The sequence below is a fragment of the Amphibacillus indicireducens genome (genome assembly GCF_039539605.1).
Lineage (GTDB): Bacteria > Bacillota > Bacilli > Bacillales > Amphibacillaceae > Amphibacillus > Amphibacillus indicireducens.
Window position 1 is genome coordinate 17,018 of the sequence record NZ_BAABDL010000048.1, and the last position, 21,316, is coordinate 38,333.

General features: G+C 37.9%; 21 protein-coding genes. 3 read left to right on the forward strand and 18 right to left on the reverse strand.

The window, feature by feature from the left end; all coding sequences use genetic code 11:
• Positions 1 to 88 precede the first annotated feature (88 nt).
• From ABD814_RS04295 to ABD814_RS04315, 5 genes are all read right to left on the reverse strand, one after another.
• Positions 89 to 604, reverse strand: a complete 516-nt coding sequence (locus ABD814_RS04295) for an adenine phosphoribosyltransferase (protein ID WP_344910682.1) — start codon at positions 602 to 604, stop codon at positions 89 to 91.
• Complete coding sequence (gene recJ / locus ABD814_RS04300; RefSeq protein ID WP_344910684.1) at positions 594 to 2,903, reverse strand: single-stranded-DNA-specific exonuclease RecJ; 2,310 nt, start codon at positions 2,901 to 2,903, stop codon at positions 594 to 596. The genes ABD814_RS04295 and recJ overlap by 11 nt, the downstream gene beginning before the upstream one ends.
• A 66-nt stretch (positions 2,904 to 2,969) precedes the next feature.
• Positions 2,970 to 3,290 carry a LapA family protein gene (locus tag ABD814_RS04305; RefSeq protein WP_344910686.1) on the reverse strand — a complete coding sequence of 107 codons (321 nt, stop codon included), beginning with the start codon at positions 3,288 to 3,290 and terminating at the stop codon, positions 2,970 to 2,972.
• 84 nt (positions 3,291 to 3,374) lie between these two features.
• Positions 3,375 to 5,630, reverse strand: a complete 2,256-nt coding sequence (secD, locus tag ABD814_RS04310; protein WP_344910687.1) for a protein translocase subunit SecD — start codon at positions 5,628 to 5,630, stop codon at positions 3,375 to 3,377.
• A gap of 80 nt (positions 5,631 to 5,710) precedes the next feature.
• Complete coding sequence (locus tag ABD814_RS04315; RefSeq protein WP_344910689.1) at positions 5,711 to 5,992, reverse strand: post-transcriptional regulator; 282 nt, start codon at positions 5,990 to 5,992, stop codon at positions 5,711 to 5,713.
• A 116-nt stretch (positions 5,993 to 6,108) separates the two neighbouring features.
• Between ABD814_RS04315 and spoVB the strand changes: the two genes are divergently transcribed.
• Positions 6,109 to 7,650, forward strand: coding sequence for a stage V sporulation protein B (gene spoVB, locus ABD814_RS04320; RefSeq protein WP_344910690.1), 1,542 nt, complete (start codon positions 6,109 to 6,111; stop codon positions 7,648 to 7,650).
• Here spoVB and ABD814_RS04325 read toward each other — a convergent pair.
• On the reverse strand, positions 7,647 to 8,303 hold the full coding sequence (locus ABD814_RS04325) for a DUF421 domain-containing protein (protein WP_344910692.1): 657 nt from the start codon (positions 8,301 to 8,303) through the stop codon (positions 7,647 to 7,649). The two genes, spoVB and ABD814_RS04325, sit on opposite strands and share 4 nt — an antisense overlap.
• 155 nt (positions 8,304 to 8,458) lie before the next feature.
• Between ABD814_RS04325 and ABD814_RS04330 the strand changes: the two genes are divergently transcribed.
• Positions 8,459 to 8,839 carry a TIGR04086 family membrane protein gene (locus ABD814_RS04330; RefSeq protein WP_344910694.1) on the forward strand — a complete coding sequence of 127 codons (381 nt, stop codon included), beginning with the start codon at positions 8,459 to 8,461 and terminating at the stop codon, positions 8,837 to 8,839.
• 49 nt (positions 8,840 to 8,888) lie between these two features.
• On the opposite strand, the gene ABD814_RS04335 is transcribed toward ABD814_RS04330, so the two are convergent.
• The 11 genes from ABD814_RS04335 to safA all read right to left on the reverse strand — a co-directional run bounded on the left by ABD814_RS04335 (position 8,889) and on the right by safA (position 19,585).
• Entirely contained in the window at positions 8,889 to 10,427 is a 1,539-nt protein-coding gene (locus tag ABD814_RS04335) for a hypothetical protein (RefSeq protein ID WP_344910695.1), read from the reverse strand.
• Between the two features lie 198 nt (positions 10,428 to 10,625).
• Positions 10,626 to 10,946: a preprotein translocase subunit YajC gene (gene yajC / locus ABD814_RS04340; protein ID WP_344910698.1), complete on the reverse strand. Its 321-nt coding sequence runs from the start codon at positions 10,944 to 10,946 to the stop codon at positions 10,626 to 10,628.
• 22 nt (positions 10,947 to 10,968) lie between these two features.
• Entirely contained in the window at positions 10,969 to 12,108 is a 1,140-nt protein-coding gene (gene tgt, locus ABD814_RS04345) for a tRNA guanosine(34) transglycosylase Tgt (RefSeq protein ID WP_344910699.1), read from the reverse strand.
• Positions 12,109 to 12,133: 25 nt separating this feature from the next.
• Positions 12,134 to 13,162 (reverse strand): tRNA preQ1(34) S-adenosylmethionine ribosyltransferase-isomerase QueA, encoded by a 1,029-nt coding sequence (gene queA, locus ABD814_RS04350; protein WP_344910700.1) that lies wholly within the window; start codon positions 13,160 to 13,162, stop codon positions 12,134 to 12,136.
• Between the two features lie 19 nt (positions 13,163 to 13,181).
• Positions 13,182 to 14,189 carry a Holliday junction branch migration DNA helicase RuvB gene (gene ruvB, locus ABD814_RS04355; protein WP_344910702.1) on the reverse strand — a complete coding sequence of 336 codons (1,008 nt, stop codon included), beginning with the start codon at positions 14,187 to 14,189 and terminating at the stop codon, positions 13,182 to 13,184.
• A 14-nt stretch (positions 14,190 to 14,203) separates the two neighbouring features.
• Positions 14,204 to 14,818, reverse strand: coding sequence for a Holliday junction branch migration protein RuvA (gene ruvA, locus ABD814_RS04360; RefSeq protein WP_344910703.1), 615 nt, complete (start codon positions 14,816 to 14,818; stop codon positions 14,204 to 14,206).
• A 105-nt stretch (positions 14,819 to 14,923) separates the two neighbouring features.
• Positions 14,924 to 15,469 carry a BofC C-terminal domain-containing protein gene (locus ABD814_RS04365; protein WP_344910705.1) on the reverse strand — a complete coding sequence of 182 codons (546 nt, stop codon included), beginning with the start codon at positions 15,467 to 15,469 and terminating at the stop codon, positions 14,924 to 14,926.
• A 523-nt stretch (positions 15,470 to 15,992) separates the two neighbouring features.
• On the reverse strand, positions 15,993 to 16,952 hold the full coding sequence (locus ABD814_RS04370; RefSeq protein WP_344910707.1) for a nuclease-related domain-containing protein: 960 nt from the start codon (positions 16,950 to 16,952) through the stop codon (positions 15,993 to 15,995).
• A 123-nt stretch (positions 16,953 to 17,075) separates the two neighbouring features.
• Positions 17,076 to 17,798, reverse strand: coding sequence for a YebC/PmpR family DNA-binding transcriptional regulator (locus ABD814_RS04375; RefSeq protein ID WP_344910709.1), 723 nt, complete (start codon positions 17,796 to 17,798; stop codon positions 17,076 to 17,078).
• A 63-nt stretch (positions 17,799 to 17,861) separates the two neighbouring features.
• Positions 17,862 to 18,608, reverse strand: coding sequence for an NAD(+) synthase (nadE, locus tag ABD814_RS04380; protein WP_344910710.1), 747 nt, complete (start codon positions 18,606 to 18,608; stop codon positions 17,862 to 17,864).
• A gap of 143 nt (positions 18,609 to 18,751) precedes the next feature.
• Positions 18,752 to 19,585 (reverse strand): SafA/ExsA family spore coat assembly protein, encoded by an 834-nt coding sequence (gene safA / locus ABD814_RS04385; RefSeq protein ID WP_344910712.1) that lies wholly within the window; start codon positions 19,583 to 19,585, stop codon positions 18,752 to 18,754.
• Positions 19,586 to 19,855: 270 nt separating this feature from the next.
• Here safA and ABD814_RS04390 point away from each other — a divergent pair, with 270 nt between their 5' ends.
• A complete protein-coding gene (locus tag ABD814_RS04390) occupies positions 19,856 to 20,395 on the forward strand; it encodes a transcription repressor NadR (RefSeq protein WP_344910713.1) in 540 nt (179 codons plus the stop codon).
• Between the two features lie 42 nt (positions 20,396 to 20,437).
• Here ABD814_RS04390 and pheA read toward each other — a convergent pair whose 3' ends face one another.
• Complete coding sequence (gene pheA, locus ABD814_RS04395) at positions 20,438 to 21,304, reverse strand: prephenate dehydratase (protein ID WP_344910715.1); 867 nt, start codon at positions 21,302 to 21,304, stop codon at positions 20,438 to 20,440.
• Positions 21,305 to 21,316 lie beyond the last annotated feature (12 nt).

Genomic DNA, 21,316 nt, shown 5'->3' on the forward strand with positions numbered 1-21,316 from the left:
ATTGTGTGAGTACTTTTCCAATTAAACTCAGAATTTGTTAATCCATATAAGGAAAGCGCACCTAGTTGAGGTACGCTATGTTTAAAGATTAATTATATTCCATTAAAGTCAACACATCATAGCCATCTAATTTGTCTCGACCATTTAAATAGCCAAGTTCAATAAAGAATGCACAACCAACAACAATTCCGCCGAGTGCTTCTACAAGCTTAACTGTCGCTTCGATCGTTCCACCTGTCGCTAATAAATCATCAGTAATCAGCACACGCTGTCCCGGAGTGATCGCATCCTTATGAATCGTCAACACATCTTGTCCATATTCCAAACCGTAATCCACTTTAATGACTTCACGTGGTAACTTACCTTCTTTACGAACTGGTGCAAAACCAATCTCTAGAGCATATGCGACTGGACAACCAACAATAAAGCCTCTTGCTTCTGGCCCCACGATTAGATCAACCTGCTTATCCTTTGCATACTGAACAATCTCATCAACAGCTGATTTATAAGCAGTCCCATTATCCATTAATGTTGTAATATCTTTAAATTGCACGCCTTCTTTTGGCCAATCCTCGACCAATGTAATAAATTGTTTATAATCCATCTACTTCTTCCTCCTTGATCCTTGCATCTTGCTCAATTTGTTCCATTAACCACGTTTTTAATTGTTGGTAATTTGAATAATAAAGCAAATCTTGTTTTTCCTTTTGTCTTAAACCCTTTTGATAAAAATTTGATTCTGTTAATTGCTGCTTCTCTACCGAATCATTTAATGAAAAGACTTCATTATCTATTTTAACAAACTTTAGCTCATAAAACACATTTAAGATAAATTCAATTTTTTCATGACTCCAACCTCTATAGTTGGCAACTTGCTTTTGTTCAAGTTGATGATTATACTTTTTCCGTTTCATTAAAAAGCCATAAAACCATTTAAAATCATCACGTGAAGGAAAAGCAGTCCAATCCTTTTGTCCATCTAAATTATAGCACGTATAAATATTGTTTGGTTTAATTTTCGACAATATTTGTGACAGTTCATTTAATTCATTTGGTAAATCAATTAAGACTAGATCAGTGACTTGCTCTAGATTTTCCAAATCAAGTTGATCTAATGGCGTAACTTTTAAATTTGTTTCGAGTAATTGTTTTTGAAAACTAAGACACAAATAATCCTGATCATTTAAGTGTTGTAACTGATTGTGCCAAAATTTCGAACCACGGTAGTCAAATAATTGGCGATCTTTTACTTGCAAATCTTTCACGAGTAATTGCAACGAGCGCGTGCCGTTCCACTCATTAATTTGCAATTCACCAACAACTTCAAGTTCGTCATTTGGTGAGATTCTTGGTAAATAATCACCGAGTCCAAATGCAATTGATGAAAGCTTTTGATTATCTTGCTCTAATGCAAATTTTAAATGATTTTTTTTAGCACCTATTTGTTTTAATTCCTGTGGCTGACCTGTTAAATGAAAGTACGGTTTAGGGTTTGCCATCCCAAATGGTGACAGTTGATTGATTTGATTAACTGTTTCAAGTGATAATTGTTCGATATTAAGCGACAATTCAACCTCAAGTTGTTCTTTAAAGTCTTCAGGTTTCAGTTTTTGACTAGCTAGCTGATTAAATGATCTTCTCAGTTGATCAACTTGATCAATCTCTGTTGTCAGACCAATTGCTTGAGCATGCCCACCAAAGCGAATCATTTGCTCGTGAATCTCCATCCCATTTTCGAACAGATCAAAAGCGGCAATACTTCGCCCAGATCCTTTTGCAATGCCTTCATCAGATTTCAACGTTAAACAAATTGCCGGACGCTGATAAGTTCGAACAAGTTTTGAGGCAACGATTCCTAACACGCCTTCATTCCAACCTTCTTTAGCGACGATGATGACTGAATGATTGATGTCTTTTGTTTGCTCAACGATAGTGATCGCTTCTTCGGCAATTTGACTCACAATTTCTTGGCGTTCTTGATTAATTAAGTTGATTTCAGTCGCTAATGATTGGGCTTCCTCTGGATCACGAGTTAAGAGTAATTGTACAGCTGGATAGGCACTCTCTAATCGCCCGACCGCGTTTAAACGTGGGGCAAGCGCAAACCCAACATGCTGTTCATCTACTTCGCCATTAATTGAGGCCACCTCTTTTAAAGCGCGCAGACCTGGTCGGTCAGTTTTAGACAAATGATCGAGACCGTGTTTAACCAAAATTCGATTTTCATCGATTAGTGGGACTAAGTCAGCAATCGTACCAATCGCGACTAAATCAAGAAATTGCTTAGGAAAATAACCAAGTAAAAAATGAGCTAGTTTAAAAGCAACACCAACACCGGCCAACTCTTTAAATGGGTAATCATCTGATACTTTTGGATGGACAATCGCATGTGCGACTGGTAATTCTTCTTGAACCTCATGGTGATCCGTAATAATCAGATCAAGACCAAGTTCCTTGGCAGTTTCCGCTGCTTCAAAGGCAGCAATTCCAGTATCGACAGTAATGATTAAACTGAATCCTTGATTTTTAGCTTGTCTAAAAGCCTCGGAATTCGGACCATAACCTTCAGTGAAGCGATTAGGAATATAGTAGTCACACATCGCTCCTAACTCATTTAAGGCTTCAACTAAAATCGTTGTCGCAGTCACACCATCAGCATCGTAATCACCAAACACAAGAATACTTTCGCCCTGTTCAATTGCTTGTTCGATTCTTTGCTTACTTTCAACTAAACCAGCTAATAATTTCGGTTGATGAATGTCTGCTAATTGTGGATTTAAAAATTGTTTAATTGAATTTTCTTCTGTCAAACCACGATTACGAAGCAACTGATCAATCAGATCAAGTTCCTCAACTTCACTCTGCTTATATGTAAAATTCCAACTCATTTGACTCTCTAACATAAATTCACCCCTGACTTAACTAGTATACTAAAGTAAGTCAGGGGGTTCAATCATGATAACTATTTATTATTTTTGTTCATCAATTAATTCCACTTCGGTTATCTCTTCAACTTCAGCGTCTGCATGATAGACCTTATTCATGCGCAAGTTTTGATTTTCCGTTTCTAATGCTCGCATTTTCTTTCTTAATTTAATAAATTGATAAATACTGAAACCACCCGTCATTAAGCTACCAAATAACGCCGAACTCAAAATAACTAAAATCAGTGGTGATTCTGTTGTAACAAATAAATAATTCACTTCAACGGGAGCAACATTAATAACTGCAAAGACTGCAATAATTAGCGCAAATACTAAAGCAGAAATTATATAAATTTGGCTTTTCATTCTGATCACCTCAATAACTTATTTTATGCGATTGATTTCCCCTTAAAACACGACTTAATTATTCCTTCCACAAACTGATCCAGACTAAACTTGTGGCCCTTGGATCCGTTTCTTTTCTTCATAAACAATCGGCTTTTCTTTAATTGTTTTACCACGCCAAGCGGCCCATAATGGTCCAGCAATGAACATCGAAGAAAACATCCCTGCAACTAAACCGACAAGTAAAGCGATTGAAAAGTTTGTAATTGCACTCGCTCCAAAAAACAGGATCAATACGACAGTGAAAATAATCGTTAAACTTGTGTTCATACTTCTATAAAATGTTTGCAACAGGCTATCGTTAACAATCGCTTTTAATTGTTCATATGAGCGAACCCGTTTTTGTGCCTTCATATTTTCCCTAATACGGTCGAAGACAACGATCGTAGCATTAATAGAATACCCGATGATCGTTAAAATTGCAGCAATAATTGTCGCATCAAATTCTATTTGGAAAATACTAAAGACTAAAATCATCACGATCACGTCAAATAATAATGCTGCAATAGCTGTAACCGCAGAGTAAAATTCAAATCGAATCGCGATATAAATAACAATAAAGACTGCTGCAATGCCTAATGATAGCAACGCATTACGAACGAGTTCTCGACCGACTACTGGTGATACGGTACTTGCATTGATTTCAGCCTCATGATGGTCACTAAATTGAGCTCTTATGTTCGAAACCGTTTCTTGATCTAATGGATCACTAAAACGAACAACCGCAATTTCATTTTGATTACCTGAATAGGATAACGAATGATATTCTAGGTTCAACTGCTCGAATTCATTTTGAATCGTTTCTTCTGACAAGCTTTCAGTAGATGTGATATCAATCCTCGTTCCAGAGGTGAAATCAACACTTAAGTTTAAACCAAAAATCAAGAATGACAAAAGACCAACAATAGCTAGTCCAAGACTAACAGAACTATATTTTTTCCAATGATTAACGAAATTAACATGTTTACCAAATATCTTCGGTGTGACTGGTGATGAATCACTAATCGCTCGAATCAAAGATGCTTTCAGACCAAACCATGAATAGCGATCGTTTAAGAAGCGACTTTTCACCCACAGACCTAATAAAAAGCGAGAAACGAAAACTGATGTAAATAAACTAAGCACAATACTAACAATAAGTAATGTCGCAAAACCTTTTACTGAACTTGTTCCAAAAACAAATAACACACCGGCAGCGATTAGCGTCGTTAAGTTCGCATCAATAATTGACGTGAGTGAGTTTTTATTCGCTGCTTCAAATGCAGACGTAACACTTTTCCCTAAAATTAGCTCTTCTTTCATTCGTTCATAGGTGATAATGTTGGCATCGACAGCCATCCCAACACCTAAAATCAAAGCCGCAATTCCAGGAAGTGTGAGTACGCCATTCATCCAGCCAAAGACGAGAATCACTAAATAAACATATAAACTCAATGTAATGACAGAAATAAAGCCTGGGAATCGATAAACAATAATCATGAATATAAAAACTAATAAAATCCCAATCGCACCGGCAATAACCGTTTCACTTAGAGCATCGAGGCCAAATTGGGCACTGACAGATGTAGAATATTCTTCGATTAAATTCACTGGTAATGAACCTGCATTTAATATATCTGCTAGTTGTTGAGCAGACTGAACCGTGAAGTTTCCGTCAATTTGAACATTCGTTTCATTAAGGACTTGGCGAATCATTGGTGCTGAAATAAATTTAGGGTTACTTTTTTCAGCTTCTAGATAAAAGTCATCGCCTTCTTCATAATCTAACCAAATAACTAAAATATTCGGTAAATCTGGGTCTTCTAAAATCGTCCGAGTCACGTCACCAAATTGTTGTCCACTTTTTAATTGCAAGGAAACAATCGCTTGATTTGATGTTGGGTCATAATCTTGTCTTGCCCCACCTTCTACTAAATCAGATCCATCTAAATATTCTGTTCCTTCGGTGTCACGAAACGAAAGTCGAGCTGACGTCGCCAATAATTCACGTGCTTCCTCTTCATTGTTAATGCCAGCGAGTTGAACGCGGATTCGGTTTGGCTCTTCAATTGTGAAATTCGGTTCGTTCACACCTAATACATCAACACGTTGGCGTAGTGATTGAACAGTTGCTTCAAGAACGGTTAAATTTATTTCTTGTTCTTCATCAATTGGCTCAACTTCATATAAAATTTCGACGCCACCTTGTAAGTCTAAACCTAATTTTAAATTTCCAGCTGCATCAAACACGGTTAATCCAATTACAACCGCTAATGTTACTAAAATAATCGCAAAACTAATCAAACGATTTTTCTTAATCATAATCCTCTTTTCCTCCTAAATGACCGATAAACTCTAAATCATAGCGCTTTCTTTATGTTTTAGCAATTTTCACTGAACACTTACAGATCGGTAACTGCAGCGATTGATGCCATTAAATCATCTGATTGGTATGTTTCCATTGTTATATAAGACATATAAAGGTGGCCACTTAGATGAAACACATCCTCAACGACTTCGTGAAGCTTCATGATTTTTTCTTTACGCCAAACTTTAACTAACAGACAGTTCCATACAGTTTCAGCTGTGACATCACCGTAACCAAACAGACGGAATTCTTCTGCCTTACTTTCAATCACCCTATGTATTATAGGCTTCCAATCTTCAACGTGTTTTTCAATCATGTTATGCCCTCCTTAATTCAGATAAATCCATCAACTTGTCATGCTTGTACAGTCACTGTGCATATACTCCATTGTATATGAATTTTATAACTTTGAGAAGGTAGGATTTTAGAATTATGACGAAGCAATCTTTTTTAAAAGGAACAGTCATTCTAATCGGAGCAGGGCTAGTCACAAGAATCATTGGCTTTTTCAATCGAATTATTATGGTAAGGTTGATCGGTGAGGAAGGAATTGGCTTGTACAACATGGCGATTCCAACATTATTTTTAGTTTATACATTGTCTCAAATCGGCTTACCAACAGCAATCGCCAAACGAGTTGCCGAAGCGAATGCACAAAATAATCATCATCAAGTCAAAAGGATTTTAATCGGCTCGTTAATTTTAACTGCTGGCTTAAGTTTACTATTCGTCGCACTAATTATTGTCACGGCTCCTTATTTGGCAAAATATTTACTCACCGATACGAGAACGGTCTATCCATTACTTGCGATGACGCCAATGATTCCAATTACCGGGCTCACCTCAGTTTTACGTGGTTACTTTCAGGGTATGCAAAATATGAAACCACAAAGCTATGCCCAAGTGATTGAACAAATCGTGAGAATTGCAACGATCTCATTGTTTGTGAATTTATTAATCCCTTACGGTATAGAATTTGCCGTTGTTGGGGCAATGTTGTCTGGTATAGCAGGGGAATTGATTTCATTTCTTTATCTGTTGAGCTATTTTAAACTTAAAAAAGCAACCCAGTTAAGAAGCCGTTTTCTGCTCTCATTTAAAAAAGGACAAGAGACGATTAAATCACTCTTTTCAATTGCAATTCCAAGTACAGGGAGTCGATTAATCAGCTCATTATCTAGTTTTTTAGAACCTATTTTGGTTGCTCAAAGTCTCGCCTTTGCAGGTTTTACAACAGCTGTGATCACAAAGCAATATGGCCTATTAACAGGTTATGCAATGCCATTATTATTTTTCCCAACATTCATTACCCATGCATTGGCAATTGCATTGATTCCAAACATTAGTGAGGCAGATGCTAGAAATGCGCATGTGACGATCCATTACCGGATTAATCAGGCGATTCGAATTTCGTTCGTATCTGGTGCAATTGCTACTGTCATCTTATTGCTTTTTAGTGAACCAATTCTTGAGTTAATGTATAGTAATAGCCAAGCGAGTGATTTAATCAGGTTTTTAGCACCATTTTATTTATTTGTTTATCTTCAATTCCCGTTGAATTCAGCTTTACAAGCATTGGATTATGCTAAAGTCGCGATGTGGAATACATTGATTGCAACAATTGTGAAGTACATCATTTTAGTTATCTTTACAAGTCAAGTCAAATTCGGACTCTACGGAACCGTTCTCGCATTAGCTGTTACTGCAATTTTAACGACACTGCTTCATTACACGAGTTTAAAGAAATTAATCGATTATCATTTTGGGCTGATCAATCTGGTTAAAATGATCTGTTTGTTTACGATGACATACTTGACCGGAAAAGGGTTGATGCTTTTGATCCCAAATTATCAAGTGAATCCCGTCAATTTATTAGCTCTAATTATTATCCTAACTACGATTTATCTAGGCTATGTTTTTTTATTGAAAATCATTAGCTTTGAGGAATTAAAACCATTATTTAGAAAACGCTAATCAGTTTGAACAGCTTTTTCTGTATCTAAGTTAATAAACCAATGGTTGGCGCTATCTAATGTGCAATAAAAAATCTGATCAATTTGATCATAACCCTGCCTACTTAATTCAGCTTTTAACCATTGTTTAGACTTGTCAATCATTTTAAGTGCATCTTCCATAATTTCACCATCAGCTATAAGCAAATGAACATAGCCAGTTGATTCTGGTTTTTCTTTTGCAAACACAGATAACTTTCCAGATGGTTCTAAAATGGCATATTCAACATCCTGAACACATTTGATCCCTTTTTCATGCAGTTGAAGCATGAGATCATCAAAATTATAGCGGTGACTTTGCATCTCTTTTTTGTCAATTTTTCCATTCAAAATAAGAACAGATGGCTTGCCTTCAAACCAGTCACGGAATTTTTTGCTTTTTAATGAAATTCGAGCGGTTACACGTTGAATGACAACGAGGACGAACATGGGAGCGATCGAAGCATACATTGGCTTTGACGTATCTTCAATTACAACGACAGCCAACTCTGCCATCATAATCGAGATCACAATATCTAATAAGCTTAACTCACCAATTTCACGCTTACCCATCAAACGAAAAAATAAAACGATAATGCCATAGGTTAAGAAAGTGCGACTAACAATCAACCACATTGATGATCACCCACTTTAATTAAATAATCGTGACCATTAAATTTCCCAATTTAGCTGAATTTATGTAACCCACCTTATCTGGCAAAGTCTATTTTAATTTTTCCAATCATATATTAATAACAAAGATTTGGACAAGATCTAGGGAGGAGACATTATTGAAACAACGTTTAACGGCAGTTATGTATGGCTGGCTATCGATTGTGATTTTGCTACTACTCACAAGTATGACACTTGCTTTATTTTTACGTTTTACATCGTTAACAAATCCTTTGTTGAATCAACTAGCAGTGATGGCGAGTTTTCTAATTTTATTTATCAGTGGTTTAATTAGTGGGATTAAAGCAAAGCAAAAGGGTTGGATTATTGGAATGATGTTAAGTTTGAGCTATAGTCTAGTCATTTATCTGTTTCACTTTTTAGGCTATGGTGAGCATTTTACATTCACACAACTGCTTTATCATTTAGGTTTTTTAATGATTACAATCGTCGGGTCTATATTCGGCGTCAATTTAACTGGCTCAAAAGAAGTGAATTAATAACACAAGCCATAAGGTTGATACCTTATGGCTTGTGTTTTGTTATCGTTTAAATTATGAAAATTGAGGCTATAATCCCTAGTGCGCCGATAAGTGCTAAAATTAGCACAGGTAACTTCGGCATTTGTTCATCATTTTCCATTGCTTTACCAAACATGAAAAATACAAATGGATGAACAAGGAAAGTCATTGAAAAAGTAAATGTGATTAGTCCTGCTACTTCCGCACCAAACATTCCTTCTTGAACTCCAGCAAATAAACCAAAGTGCGAGATTGCCGACGCTTTAGCCATCACGCTGTAATCGAGCGCCATTTGACTGAGGCTTAATAAGATCAACCCGCCGAATATAGCGATAATTTGCCAGCCGAAGCCAAATTGTAATAATGACTTCATTTCCATGCGATCATCTTTGTTGGGCTTTCTAATGTTTTGCAGCCCAATGACTAATAAAATAAAACCAATCACTAGCATAATAATTGAAGGGATCATTAAAAGTGAGCCACGATCCATACTCAAACCTAGGATTGAAAAAACAAAAGCGTGCATGGCAAAGGGAATATTAACGAGCATAGGGGCACGATTTGCAGCACGCTTCCCTAAGTCACCCGCTGTACAAGCGCCCGTTAGACCAGTATGTGATAATGCTCCTGCCATCCCTGGTGCTAAATTACGAACGGCTCTTGTTTTACCGATGTAAATTAATAGTGCCATTCCTCCGAACATCCAAAATAGTTGACCAAAGAATCCATAACCTAGTACAGCACCAGTACCTTCCATTTCAAACACTTCCATAATCCGTGATCCACCAACAGTAAATGTACCTGCTAGTACTGCAGGAATACCTGCAAATAGAAGTGCTTTGATTGTCGGACCAAAAACATATTTATAAAAGATTGCGCCTAGTGCTGTCGCAATAACCATTGCAAAAAATATTGATGGCAATGAGATCAGTTCTTTAATAAATTGTGATAAGTGGAAAGACATAACTAGAATCCCGATAATAACGATAATTTCAAGTAAGCCTTTACGAATATACAAAGGTTTCTCTAAAATTTTTGCTTTATTATCGATTAATATAATCGCTCCAACTAGTCCTAAGTAAGCCATGATCGGATAATAATTACTTAAATCACTTTGATTTAATCCTAAAATTAAGCGACTTGTCGCCTCAATCCCAATTAGTAAGAAAAATGAACGAACGGTAAGAACGAGTTGTGTTCTTGTTGTCCCTAAAACTGCTTCCTCTTCATTATGTATCAGTAGTTCTTTTACTGCACCCGTTTTATTACCAAATATTTTCCTGATTTCCTGTCCACCAACAAAGAATGTGACAATTAATGCAATATTAGTCGTTTGTGAAACTAATTCAAGTACTGGGAACTCCTTTAGTCCTGGTGTTGCAATGTCACTAACGACGAGTAAAAAGCCCATTAATAATCCAAAAATAACGATAATTAAAATTGGCGAATAACGCGTGCCAGCGACAACTGTCCTAGCAATTAAAATCATTGGAATTAATAATAATAATGTCAATACAAAGTGATTTAGTAATTGTAAACTTTCAACCTGTTGAATAAGTTGATCCACCGTATTACCCCTCTCTAAAATTTTTGAAAACGTATTCCGTCCAATAATACTTTGTTTTAGCTTGAGAGTAAATACAGTTAGCAGCTTGTTCAGAAATTGTTCACAATATTACATGTAAGTTAAGTAGGAGAATTTTTGCTTAGTGGAAGTAATCAAATAAAAAAGTAGTCAGCATCAGTCTGCTAACTACTTTTTTGATTAGTCTTCTGTTGTTGGTTCTTCAGCTTCAACGACATTTTTAATAGCTGATCGTTCGTATGTAAGTTTACGACCGCCACCTACGTCAATTTGAATTGATCCTTCATCAAGTGAATGAATCACACCATGAAGTCCGCCAATTGTAACAATTTTATCGCCTTTTTTCAAATCAGATTGCATTTGATTGACTGCTTTTTGTCGTTTTTGTTGTGGACGAATCAATAAGAAGTAAAACACAACCGCCATTAAAACAAATGGTAGAAGTAACCCGATAATTGATGGAGCTGCTTCAGCATTATTCAGTAAAATGAGATGTTCCATTATTATTTCACCTACCTTTCAATTAGAAGTTTTTTGCATCAGGTTTATTAAACCCATAGTTTTCAAAGAATTCTTCCCTGAAATCACCAAGTCGATCTGCTTTGATTGCTTCACGTACTTGCTCCATTAAGTTTAACAGAAAATATAGATTATGATAAGTCGTAAGTCGCAAACCAAGAATTTCATCTGTTTTAATTAGGTGTCTAATATATGCACGAGTATAATTTTTACACGTATAGCAATCACAGTTTGGATCTAGCGGTGAAAAATCACGAGCAAATTTTGCATTTCGGACAACTAAACGACCTTGAGACGTCATCAATGTCCCATTTCGGGCAATTCTTGTCGGTAAAACACAATCAAACATATCAATTCCGCGAATTGCACCATCAATTAGTGAATCGGCAGAACCAACACCCATTAAGTAGCGTGGTTTGTCTGTTGGTAAGAACTGTGTCGTATACTCAACCATCTCATTCATAATCTCTTTCGGCTCACCAACCGACAGTCCACCAATTGCATAACCCGGGAAATCAAGAGAGGTTAGGTCTTGTGCACTTTGTTTACGAAGATCTTTATATTCTCCACCTTGAACGATTCCAAATAATCCTTGATCTTCAGGACGTTGATGAGCTGCCAAACAACGTTCAGCCCAACGACTCGTTCGTTCAACAGAGTCCTTCATATACTTATGTTCAGCTGGAAATGGTGGACATTCATCAAAAGCCATCATTATATCTGAACCGAGCGCATTTTGAATCTGAGTCGCTTTCTCGGGTGTTAAGAACAATTTTTCACCACTGATGTGATTTCTAAAATGGACACCTTTTTCTTCAATCTCACGTAGGTCGCTCAGACTGAATACCTGAAAACCACCAGAATCTGTTAAGATTGGGCGATCCCAATTCATGAACTGATGTAACCCACCAGCTTCTTGTACAATATCCTCACCAGGTCTAAGCCATAAATGATACGTATTTGACAAAATAATTTCTGCGTTAATAGCCTTTAATTCTTCAGGTGTCATCGTCTTCACTGTCGCAAGTGTTCCCACCGGCATGAAAATCGGTGTCTCAAATGAGCCGTGTGGTGTATGGACCCGGCCCAATCGTGCACCTGTTTGTTTACATGTTTTAATTAATTCATATCTGATTGCAGTCATTCTCTCACTTCTTTCTTTTGAAAAATTATAAAATCAGCATCGCATCGCCAAAACTAAAAAATCGATATTCTCGCTCAATTGCTGTTTGATAAGCTTTCATCACAAACTCACGACCAGCTAACGCACTAATCAACATGATTAATGTTGATTTTGGCAAATGGAAATTCGTAATCATCCCATCGATTGCTTTAAATTGATAAGGTGGATAAATGAAAATCGATGTCCACCCACTCGTCGCAACAATCTCACCATCATTTTCACTTGCGATCGCCTCAAGTGATCGAGTTGACGTCGTGCCTACTGCAATAATTCGCCCATTTTTTTGTTTCGCTTGATTTATTTTTGCTGCTTCAGTTGCTGATAAATGATAATATTCACTGTGCATATCGTGATCTTCAATCGACTCTACGCTAACAGGGCGAAATGTACCTAATCCAACATGAAGTGTGACAAACGCAATCTCTATCCCTTTGGCAGTAGTTTTTTCTAAAAGCTCTTTAGTGAAATGTAAGCCTGCTGTTGGTGCCGCTGCTGAGCCTTCTGCTTCTGCGTAAACCGTTTGGTAGCGGTCTTGGTCTGCCAATTGTTCCTTAATATAAGGTGGTAGTGGCATTTCACCTAGTTCAGTTAATACTTCGAGAAAGATCCCTTCATAGTCAAAGCGAACAATTCGACCGCCGTGGTCAAGCAGTTCCGTACATGTCGCAACTAACTTGCCGTCACCAAAATTAATTTGTGTACCGACTTTAATTTTTTTGGCAGGCTTAATCAAGACTTCCCAGTGGTCATCTTCTTGTTGATGTAACAACAGTAGTTCAATTTTTGCCCCTGTATCTGCTTTAATCCCGTATAATCTTGCTGGCAAAACCTTCGTATTATTCAAAACGAGGCAATCGCCAGGCTTAAGGTAATCCAATAAATCACTAAAATGACGGTGCTCAAGGCTTTCATTTTTACGATTTAGGACGAGCATTTTTGATGCCGTTCTATTTTCAAGTGGGGTTTGAGCAATTAGCTGCTCAGGTAGGTCAAAATCAAAATCTTCTATCTTCATATTTATCTCCTAAACTAAATTAATCATTTGCTTTTGGTAATGGTCGATTAAAATGTTGATATGTTTTCTCTGTTGCAATTCTACCACGTGGCGTTCGTTGAATAAAACCTTTTTGCAATAAAAAGGGTTCATAAACGTCTTCAATCGTTTGCGATTCTTCACCGATTGTCGCGGATAACGTGTCTAAACCGACCGGTCCACCTTGAAAGGCGTCGATAATCGAGATCAATAATTTATGGTCAATGTGATCCAAGCCAATTTTATCGACTTGAAGCATTTGTAATGCATGTTGTGTTGTCGCTAAGGAAATTTCCACTTCACCTTTAACTTGAGAAATATCACGAACTCGCTTAAACAATCGATTCGCAATCCTTGGTGTCCCTCGGGAGCGACGAGCAATTTCAAGTGCTGCTTCTTGATCGATTGCCATGTCAAAAATCGTTGCGGTTCGCTCGACAATTTCACGTAAATCATCAATTTCATAATATTCCAAGCGACTAAGCACGCCAAACCGATCTCTAAGTGGTGCCGTTAATAGTCCTGCTCTCGTTGTTGCTCCAATTAAAGTAAACGGTGGTAAATCAATCCGCACAGACCTTGCTGATGGGCCTTGTCCAATAACAATATCTAAACAAAAATCTTCCATCGCAGGATAGAGAATTTCCTCTACCACTCTTGGTAGACGGTGGATCTCATCAATAAATAAAACATCGCCAACTTCAAGTGAGGATAGAATTGCCGCTAAATCGCCTGCACGCTCAATTGCAGGACCTGAAGTCGTCCTAAATTCAACGTTCATTTCGTTGGCAATAATCGAAGCCATCGTCGTTTTGCCGAGTCCCGGAGGTCCATAGAGCAAAACATGATCAAGTGGCTCATTTCTTAATTTCGCAGCTTCAATAAAAATCGCTAAGTTTTCTTTAGCCGTCGTCTGACCAATATATTGAGCTAGTCGCTGTGGCCTTAAGCTAAATTCCACTTCTTCTTCATCATCAAATTGTTCCCCAGTCACCATGCGTTCTTCCAAGTCTCTCACCTCAATTACGATTTCATTAACAGTGCTAAGCCAAGTTTAATTAACTCATCTGTATTTACCGATCCAGATTGTTTCAGCTGTGGTGTAATCGCTTTGAGTTCGCGATCACTATAGCCTAATGTTTTCAGGGCCTCGATCGTTTCAGCTACGACTTGCTGATCGATTGATTGGTTCGCTTGATTTGCTTGTCCACTTGTCTGATCAGACTGTTGTCTAATTTCAAACGGTAATTTCCCTTTTAAGTCTAAAATCATTTGCCGAGCTGTTTTTTTCCCAACACCAGGAAATTGTGTTAAAAACTTTTCATCCTCTTCTTCAATTGCGATGACAAATTCGTCGACTGAAATGTGTCCTACAATCGACAAACCACTTTTCGGTCCAATTCCCGAGACAGTAATCACATGAGTAAATAATGTTTTTTCATCATGGTTTCTAAATCCGTACAATAATTGTGCATCTTCCCGAACATGATGATATGTATTTATTTTAACTGTTTCGTTTAATTTATCTTGAAAATAAAATGGGTTGGCACAAATGATCTGATACCCGACACCATTCACATCGACAGTCACAGCCGAATCTGTTATTTCAACGAGTTCTCCCTTTATATATGCAATCACAATAAATCCGCTCCTAACATTTCACTATACTTGCTTAGCACCTATTTTACCACACAATCGTATGTTCGCCCAGATTTCCGAATTAAAATAAAAAAGAGCGCCGAATTAATCGGACTCTCCATGCACCTCTTCGCTAGGAACTTGATGACGAAATACATCAATCACTTCTTCATACGTCTGCTTCGAATCAATTTTAATTCCCTTTTTCAGTTGCTCTTGCTCTACTTCTGACAATCTTTCTATATCTAACTCATAAACCGTTTGGATATTCTGATTGTATTGCGGCTCACCTTCAAAGATCGCAAGCTGCTTTCCCGCTAACCCAAAGTAACCAACCTCTTTTAAATACGGCGAAATATCATTAACATACTCACGAAAAACCATTTGACCAACCTTCTGATCAATCAATTGATAGTTTTCATAAGCATACCAAAAATCCTCCATCGCTGTAATCGTCTCGGTATATGTTTCCGTATCCCTACGACCATCCAAATATTGTTTTTGCAAAACAATTTCAATCTGTGCCAGATCATCAGGATAATTCTCCGCCTTATTCACAACAACAGCCTCTTCCTCAACTGGTTCAGCCTGTTGAGTATAAAAATAAATCCCCAACATTAGTAAAATATTTAATGCTATTAAATATTTCATCTTATCCACCTCATATAAGAGAGTATTTACTTCATAGGATAGACAGAAAAAATATTTTTACACATTTTTTAAGGAAAAATAGCTCTGTACGAAAATAAAGTGAACGAATTTGTGGTTTGCAGCGAAACGATTTAAGAATATTTTGGTGAGGTTGAATACATTTTGTGAAAGTTGAATGCATTTCAGCGAACTTGAATGCATTTTGAGAAAGTTGAATGTATTTCGGCGAACTTGAATGCATTTCGAGAAAGTTGAATGCATTTCAGCGAACTTGAATGCATTTTAAGAAAGTTGAATGGATTTCGGCGAACTTGAATGCATTTCGAGAAAGTTGAATGCATTTCGGCGAACTTGAATGCATTTCGAGAAAGTTGAATGCATTTCAGCGAACTTGAATGCATTTTAAGAAAGTTGAATGCATTTCAGCAAACTTGAATGCATTTTAAGAAAGTTGAATGCATTTCAGCGAACTTGAATGCATTTTAAGAAAGTTGAATGTATTTCGGCGAAACTGTCTGTAAATTTAAGTTTTTGTTAAAGTTGATAAGTTATATTCTATTGCCTTGCGTCCGACTTGGTTAACCACTGGAAAAACCGATAAAATACGGTGAGTTAAGGTAGGACACTCCACCCCCAGCCACCATCGTGCGGTTCGGTTGTTAATTGTGGTGCCAAATAAACGAGTGTAGTCGCGGAGGGCCAAGTGATGTGCGGTTCGGTCGGACAATCCACATTGTGGGCATGTCCAAGTAGCGTAATGACGTCGCATAAAAACTTTTCGACAATCGCGACAGAGGACCCCTGGATTTAAGTCAGAAGGTTGAATCTGATATTCTGTAACCAAATCGACTGCCATCGGTTGATGCAATTTCGTTAGTAATGTTTTCATTTGTTTTAATTGGTGATTGTTGTAGCACTGCTGGCGGGACTTTTCCAAGATATTATTGATATAAAACGAGACTTCTTGGGCGACCATAACGTTTGCCGATGTAATTGATGTGTCGAGTTGGGTAGTATTGTGTGTGAATGCGACGAGCGGAACGATTGGCGCGCTAGGGAATCCATGCTGTCTGAGGATATACTCAAGTTGCTGTTTTTGGATCTCAACTTGATTTTCTGGGTTGTCAAAGGTGACTAATTGATTCGAGTACTGTTGGAGATATTGACCGTGTTGGTTTTTAGAAATTAATCCTTTGCGGTGCTTCGCTTCAATAATGAACAAGATTTCTGGTGTCGCAATGAGGTGGTCAGATTGGGTAAAAAATGTGCTCCCTTTGAGTCGCAATCCCGCAAGATGCATAACTTTTCGCGTTCGGATGAATTCAAAATGATAGCGGAGATTTTTCTCACCGAGGTAGCCGGCAAAATCTTTTCCTAACTGGGCCGCTAATTCTCGATAAGCTGGGAACGTCATTTTGAGTCGTGGCACAATCACTTCTAATTGCAGCAACCGCTCTGTTTTTCTTACTAATTGGTAAGTCATACGTTCATTCCTTTCAAAATAAATTTTATTAAAAACTCTCAACCCGCAAACAGGTTGAGAGTTCGATAATTATTATCTAACACTACTTCGTTAGGTGAATTTTTTATAAAAAATTCATGTCCGTTATTCAGCGTTGTGGTGCACATCTTGAACGTCATCCAAATCTTCGAGGCGTTCGATCAGACGTTCCATCTTCGCTTGATTGTCTTCGTCTAGCCCTGTATATGTGGTTGGGACGAATGTCACTTCAGCTGTATCGAGCTCAAATCCTTCGGCGACTAAAGCATCACGAACGTCTTTAAAGCTTTCGGTTTCTGTATAAATTTCAAAAACCTCGTCTGATGTTTCCATTTCATCTGCTCCCGCTTCAATCGCAGCAAGCATGACTGTATCTTCATCAGCATCAGTCGTTGAGCGGTCAATCACAATGTAGCCTTTGCGATTAAACATGAAAGCAACACAGCCGTTTTCACCTAGATTTCCACCACTTTTAGAGAAAGCATGGCGAACCTCAGCGGCTGAACGGTTTTTGTTGTCAGTTAATAACTCAACCATTACAGCGGTTCCGCCTGGACCGTAGCCCTCGTATGTGATTTCTTCGTAACTGACACCATCAAGTGTGCCCGTTGCTTTTTTAATATTACGTTCAATATTTTCGTTCGGCATATTTTCTGCTTTCGCTTTATCTATCGCTAAACGTAAGGCTGCATTTGTTTCAGGATCTGCGCCACCTTCCTTAGCCGCTACGTAAATATCCTTCGCTGCCTTCATAAAAGCTTTTCCACGCTTTGCATCCTGAGCATTTTTACGTCGTTGAATGTTCTTCCATTTTGAATGTCCAGCCATTGTTAAAAAACTCCTTTCACATTAAAAATAAACATTGTTTCATTTATATTTTATCACAGTAAGTCAACCATTAAATTTATCAGGCGTTGCGGCAATTTTTCGCTTATGCGCCGAACGATGATGCATGCGCTCAATAATTTCCCGATCACGTTCTGGAACAGACTCGCCCTTTAAATAGCGATCGATATAATCATAACTTGTCCCCATCTCGTCTTCATCTGTTTGACCTTCCCACAAACCAGCACTTGGTTGCTTTTCCGTAATCGCACTCGGAACCCCGACAAACTCAGCCATCTGTTTCACTTCATTTTTTGTTAAATGAACAAGTGGATTAATATCAACACCACCATCACCGTATTTTGTAAAATAACCCGTATACCACTCAGCAGCATTATCCGTCCCAACAACCAAATATTGATGATTCGTTGCAATCGTGTATAATGTCGCCATTCGTAAACGCGCTTTTAAGTTAGCACGCGCCAACTGATCGTGCTCCTGATTAAAAGTCGAGTGAACTTTTACAGTATCATGAATCGTTTGATAGAGTTGCTGATAGCTGTCGGTTAAGTCAATTGTTAGATCAGCAATTTGCGCCTGTTCGACGAGGGCACGGGCATGCTCAAGGTCTTCTGTCTGGCTTTCACACGGCATAATAACAGCAAGTGAATGATCCGGAACAGCTTGCTTAATTAAATTTGCGACAAGCGCCGAATCAAGCCCACCACTCAAGCCAACGACTAATCCTTTCACGTTCGCTTGCTTGAATTGTTCGCGAAGCCAATTAACCAAATAGTTTACTTTGCGCTCCATAAATAAGCTCCTTTAGTTAAAAAAATAATTGTCTGCTACCAATATTATTACTTAAATAAACTAAAGTTGCAATCACCTCGCAAAATCAAATCAAAAAAAATGAGCAACGCAAAATGATCTACGTTACTCAGTCAGCTCATCATTCAATTTTCCTCAGATTGATCGTCTCTCGGCGCATATGTCGCATAGTTATAATTGTACGGATATGATTGTTGCATTGGCCATTGCATCTGGTAGTATGGATTGTAAGCGAATTGCTGATTGGCGTTATCATCTGGCTGATCATTTAAATCTAATTCGCCCCACTTCTGATTAGATGGTTGAACGGCTCCCGGCTGCCATTGATAATTTTGATAACCGTAATATGGATTTAATGCTGCTGGATTTTGATACGCATCACAAGGATTCAACGGCATTTGTGGTGGACATGGCATCATCGAACATGGTAAACACGGCACCCACATCATGTTAGGTACATATTGTTGTTCAACCGGTTCAGTTTTTACAGGCTCCTGCTTCTCAATTGGCTGCGCCTGCTGGACTGGATGATGATGTTGATGTGTTGTCTGATTCGTTTTGATCATCGTATCATGATCATCAATATCAACATCAATATGATATTGATTTGCATAAATATTTGGCAACTTAGGCATTTGAATCGAAACAGGCGGTAATTTAGGATATGGAATTTTCTTTTCTACCTTTTGCTTCGGTTTTTGATCATCCTCTTTAATAACTGGCTGAGCTTTTGTTGGCAATTGTTTGTACGGTGTCATTGTTTTTTCTTTAGGTGCAGGCATCATTTTAGAATGACCGACATGTTTCTGATCAACCGGAATTTTTATCTTCATTCCCGGCATGATCATATCTGGATTGGCGAGCTGTGAATTCGCTGCTTTTAATGCTTGAAAATCAACATTGTATTGCTTTGACAAATTCCAAAGCGTATCTCCTTTTTGAACAATATGAATTTTCACTTGCTTGACCCCTTTCTATAGTGAAGTGGACCGCAACCAATCAACGGCTGTCAGTCACACATGTTGAACAGAAATTTTTGTCCATCAACAGTCTTATTCCTTAACAACATATGCAATCACCCAGAAATGTTGATCGTTTTTTTGAAAAAATTCACCCGAAGAGATAATTAGACGCACTAAGACTAGTCATTCGTGCCAAAATATGAGAAAATGAAATCAAATCAATTTTTAAAAAATAATTAAATGACTTAACAAATTAGAGGTGTTTTTATGAGTAAAAAAAATAAGTTGATTGGTAAAGATCGGCGTGAAGCTATTATTGAATGGCTCGAAAATAGTGAGCAACCTCTGACAGGCAGTGAGCTTGCCGAACGAGCTGGTGTAAGTCGCCAAGTCATCGTCCAAGACGTCTCATTGTTGAAAGCTAAAAACAACCAAATTATCTCAACAAGTCAGGGTTATTTATTAATGCAACAAACAACAAATACAAAACTACACGAAAAAATTGTCGTCGTAAAGCATCGCCCTGACCAAGCTAAAGAAGAGCTAGATTGTATTGTTGATCAAGGCGTCACAGTTAAGGATGTGATTGTCGAACACCCCCTCTACGGTGAATTAAAAGCACAAGTCATGGTTAGCGATCGCCACGATGTCAAGCAATTTATCAAGAATATTACTGAAAAAAATGCCCCTTACTTGTCAGAGCTGACAGACGGCGTCCACCTCCACACACTCGAAGCAGAATCTGAAGCGAAACTTGATGCCGCTTACCAAGCACTAAAAGACAAAGGATTTATCATCAATGACTAAAAAAACACTGTGTGCAATCTTGCAACACAGTGTTTTTTTTAATTACGGCTTCTGCTTAATTGAATAATGCGGATAACTTCCTAACAACTCGACATGGCAACCAATCGCCTCAATCTCTGCAATTGTATTTGGGATTAGAATATCATCCATTTTTTGATCAATATCAATTAAGAAATAATAACGCCCTAGACCTGTTTTCATCGGGCGTGATTCGATTTTTGATAAGTTAATTCGACGCCAAGCAAATGCAGACAAGACTTGATGCAACGCACCAGCATGGTCCGTTGGTAGTGAAATCATCACCTTTGTTTTAAAGCCTTCCATCACCAATCCATTCATTCGAAGCTCTGCACCATTTTTACTCAGAACAATAAATCGCGTTTCATTATTGACGAAATCATGAATATTCGCTTTAACAATCTCTAAATTGTATTCCTTTGCTGCTTGGTCATTCGCAATTGCAGCGATCTCCAAATCAGGATTTTCACTCACATATTTTGCAGCAGCACCTGTTGATGCATATGTTTCGACGACCGCATCACGCATTTGATTATTTAAAAAATGATGACACTGCGCAAGTGCATGTGGGTGGGAATAAACTTTTTCCATCTCTGTCCATCGCTCTCGATGATTCGGGTGGACCATAAAATGCTGTTCAACAGGTACAACGAGCTCACTGACAATTTTTAAACTTTTTTCATTAATTAAATAATCAAGTGTTAAATTAACCGTTCCTTCTAGCGTATTTTCAAGTGGAACAACACTATAGCGTACATGACCTTGCTTCACTGCATCAATACAAGCAGGTATCGTTTGATAACTAACCGCTGCTTGTTCTGGAAACAAGGCATCAACGGCTTTTTGCGTAAACGTCCCCTTTGGACCTAAATAACCAACCGAATATGGCATCTTTCTCCCCCT